Annotated in this window: 13 protein-coding genes; 1 reads left to right on the top strand and 12 read right to left on the bottom strand. The window is 61.7% G+C overall.

Annotated elements, in window-relative coordinates; all coding sequences use genetic code 11:
- Nucleotides 1-47: 47 nt before the first annotated feature.
- The 11 genes from JFU04_RS02025 to JFU04_RS01975 form a co-directional block, all read right to left on the bottom strand.
- The gene (locus JFU04_RS02025; protein WP_065900126.1) at nt 48-1,337 is read right to left on the bottom strand and encodes an adenylosuccinate synthase; all 1,290 of its coding nucleotides are present in this window, start codon (nt 1,335-1,337) and stop codon (nt 48-50) included.
- Between the two features lie 54 nt (nt 1,338-1,391).
- A complete protein-coding gene (locus JFU04_RS02020; RefSeq protein ID WP_106805318.1) occupies nt 1,392-2,579 on the bottom strand; it encodes an ATP phosphoribosyltransferase regulatory subunit in 1,188 nt (395 codons plus the stop codon).
- Nucleotides 2,580-2,882: 303 nt separating this feature from the next.
- Entirely contained in the window at nt 2,883-3,749 is an 867-nt protein-coding gene (hflC, locus tag JFU04_RS02015) for a protease modulator HflC (protein WP_065900122.1), read from the bottom strand.
- Nucleotides 3,749-4,924, bottom strand: coding sequence for an FtsH protease activity modulator HflK (gene hflK / locus JFU04_RS02010; protein ID WP_028615515.1), 1,176 nt, complete (start codon nt 4,922-4,924; stop codon nt 3,749-3,751). Before hflK ends, hflC begins: the two co-directional genes overlap by 1 nt.
- A 96-nt stretch (nt 4,925-5,020) precedes the next feature.
- Nucleotides 5,021-6,322, bottom strand: coding sequence for a ribosome rescue GTPase HflX (hflX, locus tag JFU04_RS02005; protein WP_065900120.1), 1,302 nt, complete (start codon nt 6,320-6,322; stop codon nt 5,021-5,023).
- Nucleotides 6,323-6,334: 12 nt separating this feature from the next.
- Nucleotides 6,335-6,595 (bottom strand): RNA chaperone Hfq, encoded by a 261-nt coding sequence (gene hfq / locus JFU04_RS02000; RefSeq protein WP_003188059.1) that lies wholly within the window; start codon nt 6,593-6,595, stop codon nt 6,335-6,337.
- 93 nt (nt 6,596-6,688) lie between these two features.
- Nucleotides 6,689-7,660 (bottom strand): tRNA (adenosine(37)-N6)-dimethylallyltransferase MiaA, encoded by a 972-nt coding sequence (gene miaA, locus JFU04_RS01995; protein WP_065900118.1) that lies wholly within the window; start codon nt 7,658-7,660, stop codon nt 6,689-6,691.
- Nucleotides 7,660-9,573 (bottom strand): DNA mismatch repair endonuclease MutL, encoded by a 1,914-nt coding sequence (gene mutL, locus JFU04_RS01990; protein WP_065900116.1) that lies wholly within the window; start codon nt 9,571-9,573, stop codon nt 7,660-7,662. Before mutL ends, miaA begins: the two co-directional genes overlap by 1 nt.
- A complete protein-coding gene (locus JFU04_RS01985) occupies nt 9,573-11,006 on the bottom strand; it encodes an N-acetylmuramoyl-L-alanine amidase (RefSeq protein WP_201143427.1) in 1,434 nt (477 codons plus the stop codon). The genes mutL and JFU04_RS01985 overlap by 1 nt, the downstream gene beginning before the upstream one ends.
- 3 nt (nt 11,007-11,009) lie before the next feature.
- The gene (gene tsaE / locus JFU04_RS01980; RefSeq protein ID WP_065900112.1) at nt 11,010-11,480 is read right to left on the bottom strand and encodes a tRNA (adenosine(37)-N6)-threonylcarbamoyltransferase complex ATPase subunit type 1 TsaE; all 471 of its coding nucleotides are present in this window, start codon (nt 11,478-11,480) and stop codon (nt 11,010-11,012) included.
- Nucleotides 11,468-12,328 carry an NAD(P)H-hydrate dehydratase gene (locus JFU04_RS01975; protein ID WP_201143426.1) on the bottom strand — a complete coding sequence of 287 codons (861 nt, stop codon included), beginning with the start codon at nt 12,326-12,328 and terminating at the stop codon, nt 11,468-11,470. Before JFU04_RS01975 ends, tsaE begins: the two co-directional genes overlap by 13 nt.
- A 63-nt stretch (nt 12,329-12,391) precedes the next feature.
- Here JFU04_RS01975 and queG point away from each other — a divergent pair, with 63 nt between their 5' ends.
- Nucleotides 12,392-13,456, top strand: coding sequence for a tRNA epoxyqueuosine(34) reductase QueG (queG, locus tag JFU04_RS01970; RefSeq protein ID WP_201143425.1), 1,065 nt, complete (start codon nt 12,392-12,394; stop codon nt 13,454-13,456).
- Here the strand turns inward: queG and JFU04_RS01965 are convergent.
- A complete protein-coding gene (locus JFU04_RS01965; RefSeq protein ID WP_174555870.1) occupies nt 13,453-14,070 on the bottom strand; it encodes a trimeric intracellular cation channel family protein in 618 nt (205 codons plus the stop codon). The two genes, queG and JFU04_RS01965, sit on opposite strands and share 4 nt — an antisense overlap.
- Nucleotides 14,071-14,209 lie beyond the last annotated feature (139 nt).

Here is a 14,209-nt window from a genome sequence, read left to right as displayed (position 1 = left end):
ACAAAGGGCTCCCGAAGGAGCCCTTTGCTTTTTACATCAACAGCTTATTACGCGAACGGGTGACGCAGAACGATGGTTTCGTTGCGGTCCGGGCCCGTCGAAATAATGTCGATCGGAGCACCGATCAGCGTTTCAACGCGCTTGATGTACGCGCGCGCATTGGCTGGCAACTCTTCCAGGGTCTTGGCGCCCACGGTCGATTCGGTCCAGCCCGGCACTTCTTCGTACACAGGCTGCAGGCCCACGTAGCTATCAGCGTCAGTCGGGGCAACGTCCTTGCCTTCCGCATCTTTGTAACCGATGCAGATGTTGATGGTTTCCAGACCGTCGAGTACGTCCAGCTTGGTCAGGCAGATGCCCGAGATGCTGTTCACATCGATAGCGCGACGCAGGATGACGGCGTCGAACCAACCACAACGACGGGCACGGCCGGTAGTTGCGCCGAACTCGTGACCTTGCTTGGCCAGGTGTGCACCGACTTCGTCGAACAGCTCAGTCGGGAATGGACCCGAACCTACGCGCGTGGTGTAAGCCTTGGTGATGCCCAGGATGTAGTCCAGGAACATCGGGCCAACGCCCGAACCGGTCGCAACGCCACCCGCGGTGGTGTTGGAACTGGTCACGTAAGGGTAGGTACCGTGGTCGATGTCGAGCAACGAACCTTGGGCGCCTTCGAACATGATGTCTTTGCCAGCGCGACGCAGGTCATGCAGCTCGGCAGTCACATCCAGCATCAGCGGCTTGAGCAGCTCGGCGTATTCCTTGCACTCAGCCAGGGTCTTTTCAAATTCGATGGCTGGCTCTTTGTAGTAACCGACCAGCATGAAGTTGTGGTAGTCCACCAACTCACGCAGCTTGTCTTCAAAGCGCGGCATGTTGAGCAGGTCGCCCACACGCAGGCCACGACGTGCAACCTTGTCTTCGTACGCCGGGCCGATGCCGCGACCGGTAGTACCGATCTTCAGCTCGCCACGGGCCTTTTCACGGGCCTGGTCCAGCGCAACGTGGAAGGACAGGATCAGCGGGCAGGACGGGCTGATACGCAGGCGCTCACGCACCGGTACGCCTTTCTCTTCCAGCTTGGTGATCTCGCGCAGCAGGGCGTCAGGTGCGACCACCACGCCGTTACCGATCAGGCACTGCACGCCTTCGCGCAGTACACCCGACGGGATCAGGTGCAAGACGGTTTTTTCGCCATCGATGACCAGGGTGTGGCCAGCGTTGTGGCCACCTTGGTAGCGCACTACGGCGGCAGCATGTTCGGTCAGCAGATCAACGATCTTGCCTTTGCCCTCATCACCCCATTGGGTGCCCAGGACTACGACATTCTTACCCATAACACTTGTCCTCATTCGCGCAAACTTGGTGCCGGCGATGGCCGGCAGGAAAACTCAAGAAGCCAGTGGCGATACTTGCCAAAGCCCGTTCTGCAGAATCAATTGCCGGTCGCAGTCCGCTTCACGGGCGGCGGCCAATGGCTGCCCAGGCAAGGCCTGGACAACACGCTGACCCTCACTGCGCAACTGGCAAACCTGCTGCCAGAGTGCTGCGTCCGTACTGTCGGGCATCCAGATGCCACCAGACGGCAGCTCGACCTCAGCACGCCCCAGGGTCACCAGGGTTTTCAAATCGGTGGAAAAGCCGGTGGCCGGACGCGCACGACCGAAGTCGGCGCCGATATCGTCGTAACGACCACCCTGGGCGATGGCTTGGCCAACACCCGGTACAAACACCGCGAACACCACGCCCGTGTGATAGTGGTAGCCACGCAACTCACCCAGGTCGAAATACAGCGGCAACTCGGGGAAGCGCGCCGACAACTGCTCGGCGATCGCGAACACATCATCCAGTGCAGCCAATACCGGCGCCGGCGCATTGGCCAGGCGCTCACGCGCCGCCGCCAGCACTTCACGGCCGCCGCACAGGTTGACCAGCGCGCGCAGCATGCCGGCCAAATCCGCAGGCACACCTTCGGTCAGGGCGATGACTTCATCGATGGCCTTGCGTTGCAGGGCATCGAACAACTGTTGTTCCACTTCACCGGACAGACCGGCCGCACGGGCCAGGCCACGGTAGATACCGACGTGGCCGAGATCCATGTGGACATCCGGCACATCGGCCAGTTGCAGCATGGCCAGCATCAGGCTGATCACTTCGACGTCGCTGCTCGGGCTGGCATCGCCGTACAACTCGGCGCCCAACTGGATCGGGCTGCGCGAAGACGACAAGGCGCGCGGTTGAGCATGCAGCACGCTACCGGCGTAGCACAGGCGACTCGGGCCTTCGCGACGCAGGGTGTGCGCATCGATGCGCGCCACTTGCGGCGTGATGTCGGCACGGAAACCCATTTGCCGACCCGACTGCGGGTCGATGACCTTGAAGGTGCGCAGATCCAGGTCCTGGCCCGCGCCGGTCAGCAGGGATTCCAGGTACTCGATATGGGGGGTCACGACGAACTCGTAACCCCAGCTCTGGAACAGATCCAACACCTGGCGACGCGCTACTTCAATGCGCGCAGCTTCTGGTGGCAGTACTTCTTCGATGCCATCTGGCAGCAGCCAGCGGTCTACCGTTGCCATTACGCCATTCCCCTATGATCCGGGCGGCCAGCCCTCGGCCGAGCCTTGAGTGAAGCAGAAAATACCCGGCCCCTGCATAAACAACGCGCAAGAACGACGTGACGAACGGCCTGCAAACGGCCTCGTCGGGCACTTTCCTCGAAAAACTGTGGCGTCTGCGCGGCCAAACAACAATCAAACATGCAGACGCAAAAAAGCCGGGAATTTCCCGGCTGCCGCATCATACACCCGTTTTCTGAAAGGATCACCCCGCCAGGCGTTTTAGCCGCCCGACGGAGTCACCCCTACAGAATCACCGGCTGGTTACTTGGACTTTTCCAGGTAGCGGAAGAAGTCGCTGCTTGGGTCCAGCACCATGACGTCGGTTTTGTTCGCGAAGCTTTCACGGTAGGCGCGCAGGCTACGGTAGAACGCGTAGAACTCCTGGTCCTGGCCGTAGGCCTTGGCGTAGATCGCCGCGGCTTGAGCATCACCATCACCACGCGCCTCTTCAGACTCGCGGTAGGCTTCGGCCAGCAGTACACGGCGCTGACGGTCGGCATCCGCACGGATACCCTCAGCCAGCTCGTTACCCTTGGCGCGATGCTCACGTGCTTCACGCTCACGCTCGGTGCTCATACGCTCGAACACGCTGCGGTTCACTTCCTTCGGCAGGTCGATGGCCTTGACCCGCACATCGATCACTTCGATGCCCAGCTCTTTTTCCGCCATCGCGTTCAACGAACGCGTGATGTCAGCCATCAGCGCATCACGTTCACCGGATACCACCTCGTGCAGGGTGCGCTTACCAAACTGGTCACGCAGGCCCGATTCCAGACGACGCGACAAACGCTCGTCGGCAATCTGCTTGAGGCCGGAGGTCGCGGTGTAGAAGCGCTCGGCATCCTTGACGCGCCACTTGGCGTAGGCGTCAACCATCACAGCTTTCTTTTCCAGGGTCAGGAAGCGTTGTGTCGGTGCATCCAGGGTCATCAGGCGGCCGTCGAACTTGCGCACCTGGTTGACGTAGGGGACTTTCACATGCAGGCCCGGCTGGACATCCGCCTGGACCACGCGACCGAATTGCAGCAACACCGCGCGCTCGGTCTGAGACACGATATAGAAGCAGTTCCAGGCAGCGATGACCACGACGACGCCCACAATCAGGGCGGTCAGCGATTTATTGCTCATCAACGACTCTCCCTGGTACGTGTTTGCTGTTGCAGCAAGTCAGCGGCCGCACGAGCGCTCGCTTCGTTGGCAGCGGCATTGGAACCGGTGGACGGTGCGCTGGTGCTGCTACGACCACCTTCGATCATCTTGTCCAGCGGCAGGTACAGCAGGTTGTTCTGCCCACCTTTGCTGCCGGTCACGAGCACCTTGCTGGTGTTGCTGAAGACTTCCTGCATGGTGTCCAGATACAGACGCTCGCGGGTAACTTCGGGGGCCTTGCGATACTCGGCGACCAGCTTGGTAAAGCGATCCGCCTCACCCTTGGCACGCGAGACCACTTCGTCGCGGTAACCGTTGGCATCCTCGAGGATACGCTGGGCCTGACCACGGGCTTCCGGCACGACGCCGTTGGCGTAGGTTTCAGCCTGGTTGCGCGAACGCTGCTCGTCTTCACGGGCGCGGATCACGTCGTCGAAGGCTTCCTGCACTTCACGCGGTGCTGCTGCGCTCTGTACGTTCACCTGGGTGACAGTGATACCGGTGCGATACGTGTCGAGGAAGCGTTGCAGGCGTTCCTTGATTTCGCTGGCCATCAATTCACGACCTTCGGTCAGCACCTGGTCCATCGCGGTGGAACCCACCACGTGGCGCAGGGCGCTTTCGGTCGCGTGCTGCAGGCTGATTTCCGGCTGATCAACGTTCAGCACGAAGTCCTGCAGGTTGCTGATCTTGTACTGCACGGTCAGCGGCACTTCGACGATGTTCTCGTCTTCGGTCAGCATCTGGCCCTGCTTGGTGTAGGCACGCTCACGCGTGACGTTCTCCATGTACTTCTTGTCGATCGGCGGGAAGTAGATGTTCAGGCCAGGGCCGACTGTCTCGTAGTACTTGCCGAAGCGCAGCACCACGGCCTGCTCCTGCTCGTCCACCACGTACACGGCGCTGTACAGCCATACGGCCGCCAGCACGACAAGACCCAGGCCCAGCAGGCCATAGCCACCGCCCTTGCTTGTGCGACCGCCGTCGTCACCACCACGTTTTTTTCCACCACCGAACAACCCATTCAGGCTTTCCTGCAGCTTTCGGAAGGCCTCGTCGAGATCTGGTGGCCCCTTGCGGTCGCCATTATTGCGGCGCTTACCACCCCAAGGATCCTGATTATTCGAGTTGCCACCCGGCTCATTCCAAGCCATAGCGCTCTCCATCTGATAAAGCAAAGACGCACCCACGGCGCGCCGACCAATGCTACAGAATGCCTGCTACTGCGGCACAACCGCTTTCGGAGGCTTTTATTGCAAAGTGTGTTGTTCGATGAACTCTGTCGGTACAACACCTTCCCGACTGACCAGCCGGTTCAGCTCCGAGCGCGGCAATCGAACGGCCAGCAAGCTGACACCTTCTTCGTCGTGTTCTTCTTTCTGTACCGCGCCCAACTCGAAAAACTGTGCACGCAGTCGAGCAAAACGCTGAGGCAAGCGCAAGGTGCCGACGAACAAATCGCTGCCGAGCAGTTCGGCAATCGCTTGTTCAAGCAGCTCCAGCCCCGTGCCATCTCGCGCCGACAGCCAGACCCGCTGGGGTTTGCCGTTCTCGTCGCGCTGGATTTGTGGCTCTACGCCTTCAAGCAAATCGAGTTTGTTATAGACCTCGAGGATCGGCAAGTCCTGGGCACCAATCTCGCCCAGCACCACCATCACCTGTTCAATCTGCAGCATGCGATCCGGTTCAGCCGCATCGATCACGTGCAACAACAGGTCGGAATTGCTCGACTCTTCGAGCGTAGACCGAAATGCCTCGACCAGCTTGTGGGGCAAGTGACGAATGAACCCCACGGTGTCGGCCAGGACAATCGGCCCCAGGTCGTCCAGGTCCAGACGGCGCAAGGTCGGGTCGAGGGTGGCGAACAGTTGGTCAGCGGCGTACACGTCCGACTTGGTCACGTTGTTGAACAGCGTGGATTTGCCGGCGTTGGTATAGCCCACCAGGGACACGGTAGGGATATCCGCGCGCGAACGGCCACGACGCGATTGCTCGCGCTGGCTGCGGACTTTCTCGAGACGCCCCTTGATCTGGCGCAGGCGTACCCGCAACAGGCGTCGGTCGGTTTCCAACTGGGTTTCACCCGGGCCACGCATGCCGATACCCCCCCCTTGACGCTCAAGGTGAGTCCAGCCACGCACCAGGCGGGTGCTCATGTGGTCAAGCTGGGCCAGTTCGACCTGGAGCTTGCCTTCATGGGTACGGGCGCGTTGGGCGAAAATATCGAGAATCAGACCGGTGCGGTCGATCACGCGACACTCGAAGACACGTTCGAGGTTGCGTTCCTGACTGGGCGTGAGGGTGTGATTGAAGATCACCAGATCGGCTTCTTCGGCGTGAACCAGATCGCGCAACTCCTCGACCTTGCCGCTGCCAATCAGGAATTTGGCGGTTGGCCGATGACGCGGTACGTTAAAAAACGCAACGGTCTCGGCGCCGGCCGAATTTGCCAACTCCTGAAACTCCTGCGGATCTTCGCGCGCCTCAGGGTCCTGTCCATCCAAGTGAACGAGGATTACCCGTTCACCACCACCGTGGCGCTCAAAGAACAAAGGAGACTCCTATCAGGCGTTACCTGGCTCAGCGTCACCCTGTTCGTCACCCGCTGCGCTAGGCAGGCGGATCGGACGTACTGGCACTACTGTCGAGATAGCGTGTTTGTAAACCATCTGGCTGACGGTGTTCTTCAGCAGGATCACGAACTGGTCGAACGACTCGATCGTGCCTTGCAGCTTGATACCGTTGACCAGGTAGATGGAAACCCCCACTTTCTCTTTACGTAAAGTATTCAAGTAAGGGTCTTGTAGCGAATGCCCTTTTGACATGTGCCGCACTCCTTTAAGGATCAATAATAAAAATCGGAAAATAGATAGCTCATGGCCGTCACACCCCCAAGGATAGACGGCAATTGCAAGGACTCAGCTCAATATGGAGACCGTTCCCAAGTATTTCAAGGCGCGTGACAGATTGTCGCTGTCCAGGCTGTCCAACCAGTGCAAATCGCTCCAGCTGCGCAGCCAGGTGAACTGGCGCTTCGCCAATTGCCGCGTGGCAATGATGCCGCGCTCCTGCATTTCGGCTGACGTCAGCTTTCCATCCAGATGATCCCAGACTTGGCGGTAGCCTACAGCACGTATCGAAGGCAACCCCGGATGCAGGTCACCTCTGGAACGCAGTGCTACGACCTCCTCTACAAACCCCTGTTCCAACATAATTGTGAATCTTTGTGCAATTCGTTCATGCAGCACCTGGCGATTTGCCGGAGCGATGGCCAGATTCGCCACAGTATAGGGCAATTGTGACTGACCAGATGCGCCTGCATCAGCACTTTGCGCAGTTTGTTTCAGCCGATGTTCAGTCATGGTCTGGCCGCTGACCCTCCAGACTTCCAGCGCGCGAGTGAGCCGCTGGGGGTCATTCGGATGAATGCGCGCCGCCGACACCGGATCCACCGCCGCCAATTGGTCGTGCAGGGCTTGCCAGCCGTGGCGTGCAGCCTCGTCTTCAAGCTCGGCGCGGACCTGGGCGTCGGCGGGCGGCATATCGGCCAGGCCTTCCTGCAAAGCCTTGTAGTAGAGCATCGTACCGCCCACCAGCAGCGGGATATTGCCCCGCGCGGTGATCTCGGCCATGGCCGCCAGCGCGTCGGTACGGAAATCCGCCGCCGAATAGCTCATCGCCGGGTCAATAATGTCGATCAACCGATGCGGATACTGTGCCAACAGCGCCTTTGAAGGCTTGGCCGTACCAATGTCCATGTCCCGGTAAACCAGGGCAGAGTCGACACTGATCAGCTCGCACGGCAGCACCTTGGTCAGCTCGATGGCCAGGTCGGTCTTGCCGGCTGCAGTAGGACCCATCAGGAAGATGGCGGGGGGCAAGGCACTCATCAACGGCCGCGCAAGAACAGTTTGTCCAGGTCGTCCAGGCCCATTTGGGTCCAGGTCGGCCGGCCATGGTTGCATTGCCCGCTGCGCTCGGTGTTTTCCATGTCGCGCAGCAAACCGTTCATTTCCGGCAGGGCCAGGCGGCGATTGGCGCGGATGGCACCGTGGCAGGCCATGGTGCCGAGCAACTCGTTGATGTGCGCCTGGATGCGGTCGCTGGTGCCGTACTCCATCAGGTCAGCGAGTACGTCGGCAACCAGGCGATTGGCCTCGGCCTGCTTGAGCAGCGCGGGAATCTGGCGGATCGCCAGGGTTTCCGGGCCCAGGCGTTGCAGTTCGAAGCCCAGCTTCTGGAACACCGCGTGGTGCTCTTCGGCGCAATCGGCCTCGCGCTGGCTCACGGCCAGGGATTCCGGCACCAGCAACGGCTGGCCGCTGAGGCCTTCGCTGGCCATGGCGATTTTCAGGCGTTCGTACATGATCCGCTCGTGAGCGGCGTGCATGTCCACCAGCACCAGGCCATGGGCGTTTTCCGCGAGGATGTAGATACCCTTGAGCTGTGCCAATGCGTAGCCCAGCGGCGGGATATCTCCTCCCCCTTCCGGCAGGGCAACGGCGCCTGGCTCGGCACCCGGCAGCGGCGCGAAAAACTCGCGATAGGCCGCCTGTGCCTCGGCCACCGGCACCGCGGATTGCGGACGCGGCGTGTATTGATACTGATAACCCGCCCCCGACCCCGCGCCCGGCGCGGTGTAGCTCGGCTGCGGTTGCGACGATTGCAGCAGGTTGCCGGCCAGGCTCATCTCGCCCTGAGGGCCGAATTCCCCGGCTTCCGGTCCGCTTGGCCGTACTACAGCGGTCACAATTGGCGCGGACAGCTGGTCATCCGGGCGTACATCGCCCAAGGCGCGGTGCAGGGTGCCGTAGAGGAAGTCATGCACCATGCGCCCATCGCGAAAACGCACTTCGTGCTTGGTCGGGTGCACATTGACGTCGACCACCGACGGGTCGACCTCGAAAAACAGCACAAACGTCGGATGACGGCCGTTGAACAACACATCGCGATACGCCTGGCGCACCGCGTGAGCCACCAGCTTGTCGCGTACCGCGCGGCCGTTCACGAAGAAGTACTGCAAGTCCGCCTGGCTGCGGGAAAAGGTCGGCAGACCGACCCAGCCCCACAGGCGCAAGCCATTGCGCTCGACTTCGATCGGCAGCGCCTGCTCCAGGAACCCGCCACCACACACCGCCGACACCCGCCGGGCGCGCGCGGCGTCGTCATTGGCTTCGTGCAGGCTGAGGATGGTCTTGCCGTTGTGGCGCAAGTGGAACGCCACATCAAAACGCGCTAAAGCCAAGCGCTTGATGACTTCTTGCAAGTGATCGAATTCGGTTTTCTCGGCCTTGAGGAATTTGCGCCGCGCCGGGGTGTTGAAGAACAGGTCACGCACTTCCACCGAAGTGCCCACCGGGTGCGCAGCCGGCTGGACCCGCGGCGCCATGTCGCGGCCTTCGGTTTCAACCTGCCAGGCCTGCTCGGCGCCGCGCGTGCGTGAGGTCAGGGTCAGGCGGGCCACCGAGCTGATGGAAGCCAGGGCCTCACCCCGAAACCCCAGGCTCATGACTCGTTCGAGGTCTTCCAGGTCGCGGATCTTGCTGGTGGCGTGACGGGCCAGGGCCAGCGGCAGGTCATCCGAGGAGATGCCGCTGCCATCGTCACGCACGCGCAGCAGCTTGACGCCGCCCTGTTCCACGTCGACATCAATGCGCTTGGCGCCGGAGTCGATGCTGTTTTCCAGCAACTCCTTGATCACCGAGGCCGGGCGTTCAACCACCTCGCCCGCCGCAATCTGGTTGGCAAGGCGCGGGCTGAGCAGCTCGATGCGCGAACCACTGTTCAAGACTGATTCGCTCATTACTGTGCCGCCAGTTCAGTGCCGGGGATGGTCAACACCTGGCCGACTTTCAGCTCGTCGGTCTTCAGGTTGTTGGCGCTGCGCAAGGTCGCTGCCGACACCTGGAAGCGCACGGCCAGCATGGCCAGCGTGTCGCCAGGCTGCACGCGATGATCACGCGGGCCCTGGGCGATTTTCCCGGAGTCGCGCAGCCAGGCGATATACGTGCCCGGCGGCGGGTTCTGCTGGAAGAATTGGCGCACGCCGGCGCTGATCGAACGCGCCAGTGCCTGCTGGTGGCTGGCACTGGCCAGCTTCGACGCCTCGTTGGAGTTGGAGATAAACCCGGTTTCCACCAGGATCGACGGGATATCCGGCGACTTCAACACCATGAACCCGGCCTGTTCCACGCGCTGTTTGTGCAACGAGGTCACCCGGCCGATATTGCTCAAGACCTTCTGCCCGACGTTCAGGCTGGAGGTCAGCGAGGCGGTCATCGACAGGTCGAGCAGCACGCCAGCGAGCATCTTGTCCTTGTCGTCGAGAGACACGTTGCCGGCCCCGCCGATCAAGTCGGAACGGTTTTCGCTGTCGGCCAGCCAACGCGCGGTCTCGGACGTAGCGCCGCGATCCGACAAGGCAAACACCGAGGCGCCGAAGGCCGCCGCTGAAGGGGCGGCGTCGGCGTGGATCGAGACGAACAGGTCGGCGCCCTTCTTGCGTGCGATTTCGGTACGGCCGCGCAACGGGATGAAGTAGTCGCCGGTACGGGTCAATTCAGCGCGATAGCCTTTCATGCCGTTGATCTGGCGCTGCAGCTCACGGGCGATGGCGAGTACCACGTCTTTTTCATGCTGGCCGCGCGAGCCGGAAGCGCCCGGGTCTTCGCCGCCGTGGCCGGCGTCGATCACCACGATAATGTCACGCTTGCCAGCCGGGGCTGGCGGCGGTGGTGGCAGCTTGACCTGCGGTTGCGACGGGTTGACCGGTACTGCCGGCACCGTGGCCACGCTTGGCGTCGGCGCCGGTGGAGGCGCAGCATCGGCGGCGTTGTCGAACAGGTCGACCACCAGTCGGTTGCCGTACTGGGCATTCGGGGCCAGGGAGAAACTTTTAGGCGTCACGACTTTTTTCAGGTCGATGACCACGCGCAGGTCGGTCGGCGTGCGTTGAGCCGAGCGCATGGCGGTAATCGGGGTATTGGCAGTGGAGACTTTCAGCGGCGCGGCCAGGGTCGCTCCGTTGATATCGATCACCAGGCGATCAGGCGACGTCAGGGTAAAGACACTGTGCTGGACCGGGCCAGACAGGTCGAACACCAGTCGCGTGTTATCCGGCGCTCGCCACAGGCGCACACTTTTCACCTGTGAAGCCGCCAGAGCATTGACAGTCATTGCCGCAAGCAACACCCCTACGACACTAACCAACGCGCGAAAGCGCATACCTAACCCCATCAATTATTTGAATTCCAATGCCAAAGCGGCGCACCACGACTGGCCGCGCGCGCTCTGGGGCAACAACTTCAGCTGACGTCCATGCTCATGCGGCGTAATGGTAATGGTCAGGTCCGGCTTTGGCAAAAAGCCTGTGCCTTTATCTGGCCACTCGATCAGGCACAACGCATCTTCATCGAAGTAATCACGGATACCCATGTACTCCAGCTCTTCGGGGTCCACCAGGCGATAGAGATCGAAGTGGAACGCGCGAATCGCGCCGATCTCGTAAGGCTCGACCAGGGTGAATGTCGGGCTCTTGACCGCGCCCGTGTGGCCCAGGCCACGAATAATCCCACGCGACAAGGTAGTCTTGCCCGCCCCCAGGTCGCCTTCGAGAAAGATCAACCCGGCCCCGGCCGTGACCTGGGCGATGCGCTGACCAAAAGCAACCATGGCCTCTTCATCGGCCAGGAAAAGGATTACTTCAGACACGGCGACTGTTCCTCCAGCAATTGACGAATGGCAGGGATCAGGTCACTGGCAGCCAGCCCCCGACCAAAGGTGCCCTGGCGATCCCCCGCCGTGGCATGCAGCCACACGGCCAGGCAGCTGGCTTCATAAGCCGGCATGCCCTGGGCCAGCAGAGCGCCGACCAGGCCAGCGAGTACATCCCCCAGGCCCGCCGTCGCCATGGCCGGGTGACCTTGATCGCAGCGCGACACACGCCCGTCCGGACTGGCGATCAAACTGCCAGCCCCCTTGAGGATAGCCACTGCATTGAATTTCTGGCTCAACGCGCGCGCCACCTTAAGACGATCGGCCTGAACCTCGGCTGTCGAAATACCCATCAAGCGGGCCGCTTCGCCAGGGTGCGGAGTGATCACGCAGTTGGCCGGCAGGCTGATGCTGCCGGTGGCCAGCTGATTGAGCGCATCGGCGTCCCAGACCTGCGGCAGCCGGGCATTCGCCGCGACTGACAACAGGCTTTTGCCCCAGGACGCTTCGCCCAGCCCCGGCCCAATGACGATCACCGAGATTTTTTCCAGCAAGCCCATCAATTGGTTGGCCGAACTGACGCCGACGGTCATGACTTCCGGCAAGCGCGCCAGTGCGGCGGGCACGTGCTCCAGGCGAGTCGCCAGGGACACCATGCCCGCGCCGCTGCGCAGGGCACTTTCGGCGCTCAGCAAGGCAGCGCCGCCAAAACCGCGGTCGCCACCGATCATCAGCAGGTGGCCGAACTGGCCTTTATGGGCGTCAGGGGAACGTGCAGCCAGTTGCGGCAATTGGCCGTGCAACAGCGGCTGAACGTCGGTTATTTCGTGTTTTGTCTGCGGCATGCGTCTTCAAGCTCCGATGTCTGGCAGAATTATACCCATCTAACCCGTGGTTTCCCGTGTCTCATGCCTGCTATTACCTCCGATCTGCCCGCCCTCGCCCGATCGATCAAAGACTGGGGCCGCGAGCTGGGCTTTCAACAAGTCGGCATCAGCGGCCTGGACCTGGCCGAGCATGAGCAGCACCTGCAACGCTGGCTCGACGCGGGCTATCACGGCGAGATGGAGTACATGGCCGCCCATGGCAGCAAACGCTCCCATCCCGATGAACTGGTGCCCGGCACCTTGCGCGTGGTGTCGCTGCGCATGGATTACCTGCCCGGCGACACCCAGATGGCGCAACTGCTGGCCAAGCCGGAAAAAGCCTACATCTCGCGCTACGCCCTGGGCCGCGACTACCACAAGCTGATCCGCAAACGCGTGCAGCAACTCGCCGACCGCATTCAGGCGCAGATCGGCCCGTTCGGCTTTCGCGCCTTTGTCGACAGCGCGCCGGTGCTGGAAAAAGCCATCGCCGAGAAGGCCGGCCTCGGCTGGATCGGCAAGAACACCCTGGTACTCAACCGCAAGGCCGGCAGCTATTTCTTCTTGAGCGAACTGTTTGTCGATCTGCCGCTCCCCGTGGACCCGCCGCACAGCACCGAACACTGCGGGCGCTGCACGGCGTGCCTGGACATCTGCCCCACCAATGCCTTCGTCGGGCCCTATGTGCTGGACGCCCGGCGGTGCATTTCCTACCTGACCATCGAACTCAAGAGCGCGATCCCTGAGGATCTGCGCCCGTTGATCGGCAACCGGGTATTCGGCTGCGATGACTGTCAGATCGTTTGCCCATGGAATCGTTTCGCCCGCTCCACCGCCGAAAGTGATTTCAAGCCACGGCACAACCTGGACAACGCCGAGCTGGCCGAGCTGTTTATGTGGGATGAAGATAAATTCCTCAGCAGCACCGAAGGCTCGCCGCTACGCCGCGCCGGTTACGAACGCTGGCTGCGCAACCTGGCCGTCGGCCTGGGCAACGCACCGTCGAGCATTCCGGTACTGGAAGCCCTGAAGGCGCGCCGTGACTACCCCTCGAACCTGGTGCGCGAACACGTGGAATGGGCGCTCAAGCAGCACGCCGAGCGCTAGTGCACGTCGTCGTTGTAGACGAACTTGGGCATTTCCCAGTGAAAACGGATCGCCAGCAGGCGCAATAGAAAGCCGCTGAACAGGGTCAGCAGAATCGCCTGCTCGCTCGGCAGCTCCAGGTAGAGGCAGAGCATGTAGAACCAGGCGGCGAGGAACGACACGCTGGCGTACAGCTCCCGGCGGAAGATCAGCGGGATGTCGTTGCAGAAGATATCCCGCAGGATGCCGCCGAACACGCCGGTGATCACCCCGCTGACCGACGCCACCAGCATGCCGTGGCCCATTTCCAGGGCGGTCATGCAGCCAATCAGGGTAAAGGCCACCAGGCCGACGGCATCCAGCGCCAGGAACAGCGAGCGCAGGTGGCGCATCAGCGGCGCGATAAAGATCGTCACCAGTGCGGCGACGGAGGTCAGCACCAGGTATTCGGGATGCTTGACCCAAGTCAGCGGGTAGTGGCCGAGCAGCACATCGCGCACCGAGCCGCCCCCCAGCGCCGTCACACATGCGATCAACACCACGCCAAACCAGTCCATGCCACGCCGACCGGCAGACAGCGCACCGGTCATGGCTTCGGCGGTGATGGCGATGAGGTAGAGCATCAGCAGCATGATGGCGATCCTTGCAGAGAGGCCGGCAGTCTAATCATTTGCTGATGGCACCAAAAGAGGGCGCGTGGCGAAAGACCGCGTCGCGCCCTTCGCGAGCAAGCCCGCTCCCACATTTAACCGAGTTCCACCTTTGGAATGCAGT

This window comes from Pseudomonas sp. TH21 (assembly GCF_016651025.1).
Lineage (GTDB): Bacteria > Pseudomonadota > Gammaproteobacteria > Pseudomonadales > Pseudomonadaceae > Aquipseudomonas > Aquipseudomonas aylmerensis.
This window is presented reverse-complemented; position numbering and strand designations above follow the sequence as displayed.

Excerpts from the sequence above, each read along its gene's own strand:
- queG (WP_201143425.1), top strand. The coding sequence starts at position 12,392 with ATGCCTGCTATTACCTCCGATCTGCCCGCCCTCGCCCGATCGATCAAA.
- miaA (WP_065900118.1), bottom strand. The coding sequence starts at position 7,660 with ATGAGTGCCTTGCCCCCCGCCATCTTCCTGATGGGTCCTACTGCAGCC.
- hflK (WP_028615515.1), bottom strand. The coding sequence starts at position 4,924 with ATGGCTTGGAATGAGCCGGGTGGCAACTCGAATAATCAGGATCCTTGG.
- JFU04_RS01975 (WP_201143426.1), bottom strand. The coding sequence starts at position 12,328 with ATGCCGCAGACAAAACACGAAATAACCGACGTTCAGCCGCTGTTGCAC.
- JFU04_RS02020 (WP_106805318.1), bottom strand. The coding sequence starts at position 2,579 with ATGGCAACGGTAGACCGCTGGCTGCTGCCAGATGGCATCGAAGAAGTA.
- hflC (WP_065900122.1), bottom strand. The coding sequence starts at position 3,749 with ATGAGCAATAAATCGCTGACCGCCCTGATTGTGGGCGTCGTCGTGGTC.
- JFU04_RS02025 (WP_065900126.1), bottom strand. The coding sequence starts at position 1,337 with ATGGGTAAGAATGTCGTAGTCCTGGGCACCCAATGGGGTGATGAGGGC.
- mutL (WP_065900116.1), bottom strand. The coding sequence starts at position 9,573 with ATGAGCGAATCAGTCTTGAACAGTGGTTCGCGCATCGAGCTGCTCAGC.
- hfq (WP_003188059.1), bottom strand. The coding sequence starts at position 6,595 with ATGTCAAAAGGGCATTCGCTACAAGACCCTTACTTGAATACTTTACGT.
- JFU04_RS01985 (WP_201143427.1), bottom strand. The coding sequence starts at position 11,006 with ATGGGGTTAGGTATGCGCTTTCGCGCGTTGGTTAGTGTCGTAGGGGTG.